The sequence below is a fragment of the Gordonia sp. N1V genome, from assembly GCF_029269935.1.
Taxonomy (GTDB): domain Bacteria; phylum Actinomycetota; class Actinomycetes; order Mycobacteriales; family Mycobacteriaceae; genus Gordonia; species Gordonia polyisoprenivorans.
Genome location: NZ_JARJDD010000056.1, coordinates 1 through 1,535, shown reverse-complemented (window position 1 = coordinate 1,535; position 1,535 = coordinate 1). Strand labels below are relative to the sequence as shown.

The window sequence follows — 1,535 nt, the reverse complement described above, 5'->3', positions numbered from 1 at the left end:
GGGGAACGCACGATCGCCCGGCCCATCGCGACGCGTTGGCGTTGCCCACCGGATAGATTCGCCGGTTTCCGATCCAGGTAGGGCCCCAGGTCGAGGATGCGGGCGGCTTCGTCGACCTTCGCGGCGATCTCGGCTTTCGACAGTTTCGCCAGGGTCAGCGGGAACGCGATGTTCTCCCGCACCGACATGTGCGGATACAGGGCATAGGACTGGAACACCATGGCGATGTCGCGGTCTTTGGGGGCGCGTTCGTTGACGCGTTGCCCGGCGATCCGTAGCTCCCCGCTGGTGATGTCCTCGAGCCCGGCGATCATGTTCAGGGTGGTCGATTTCCCGCAGCCGGACGGGCCGACGAGGATGATGAACTCGCCGTCGGCGATATCCACATTCACCTCGTGCACCGCGGTCGAGCCGTCGGGATAGGTTTTGCTGACGTGGTCCAAAACGATGTCTGCCATGGGTTTATCCCTTCACCGCGCCGGAGGTCAACCCGGCCACGATTCGACGTTGGAAGAACAACACGAAGATGATGATCGGAATGGTGATCACGACCGCGGCCGCAGCGATCGACCCGGTGGGTTCCTCGAACTGGGAACTCCCGGTGAAATTCGCGATCGCGACCGGCGCGGTGATCGCCCGTTCGGTCGAGGTCAATGACAACGCCAGCAGCAGGTCGTTCCACGCGAAGATGAACACCAGGATCGCCGCGGTCACCACCCCCGGCGCGGCCAACGGGGCGATCACCTTCCGGAACGCCTGGAACGGGGTCGCGCCATCCATTTTCGCGGCCTTCTCCAACTCCCACGGGATCTCCCGGAAGAACGCCGAGAGCGTGTAGATCGCCAACGGCAACGCGAAGGTGATGTAGGGCAGGATCAACCCCGGCCACGTGTCGAACAACCCGAGGGTGCGTTCGATGTTGAACAGTGGGGTGACCAGCGAGATCTGCGGGAACATCGCGATCAACAGGGCCGCCCCGATCAACAGGCGTTTACCCGGAAAGTCCAAACGGGCCACCGCATAGGCGGCCATCGTGCCCAACACCACCGCGATCACCGTGGTGATCAACCCGATCCCGATCGAGTTGATCAGTGCCGAGGTGAACGCGCTCGTGGAAAAGATCGACGAATAGTTCTCCCACGTCCACTCCTTCGGGATGAACGAGCCGTCGGTGACACTCGAGGCGGGTTTGAATGACAAACTCACGATCCACAACAAGGGGATGATCGCATACAGGATCACCAGGATGTTGGCGATCGCCCACCAGAATTTCGGTTTGGCTCCGGTCTTCACCGCCCCTTACCTCCCCTCGTTGTCCGAGCCCGGTGCCGCAGTACCGAACCCCTTGATGAAGATGAACGCGATGATCGCCACACACACGAAGATCAGGATCGAGATCGCCGACCCCACACCAAGATTGAAACCCTTGAACAGATTGTCGTAGCCAAGCATCGACACCGAATAGGTGTTGTTCGACCCGGCGGTCAACACATAAATGTTGTCGAACACCCGGAACGCGTCCAGAGTACGGAACA

2 protein-coding genes and 1 pseudogene are annotated in these 1,535 nt (G+C 61.0%); all 3 read right to left on the bottom strand.

The genetic code is table 11. The features are described 5' to 3' along the window. On the bottom strand, nucleotides 1-458 hold a 458-nt coding region (locus P3L18_RS28065), incomplete at its 3' end, for an ATP-binding cassette domain-containing protein (RefSeq protein WP_276115991.1). Nucleotides 459-462: 4 nt separating this feature from the next. After that, nucleotides 463-1,293, bottom strand: a complete 831-nt coding sequence (locus tag P3L18_RS28060; protein WP_006368498.1) for a carbohydrate ABC transporter permease — start codon at nucleotides 1,291-1,293, stop codon at nucleotides 463-465. A 6-nt stretch (nucleotides 1,294-1,299) separates the two neighbouring features. Beyond that, nucleotides 1,300-1,535, bottom strand: a pseudogene (locus P3L18_RS28055) (ABC transporter permease); the annotation flags it as partial.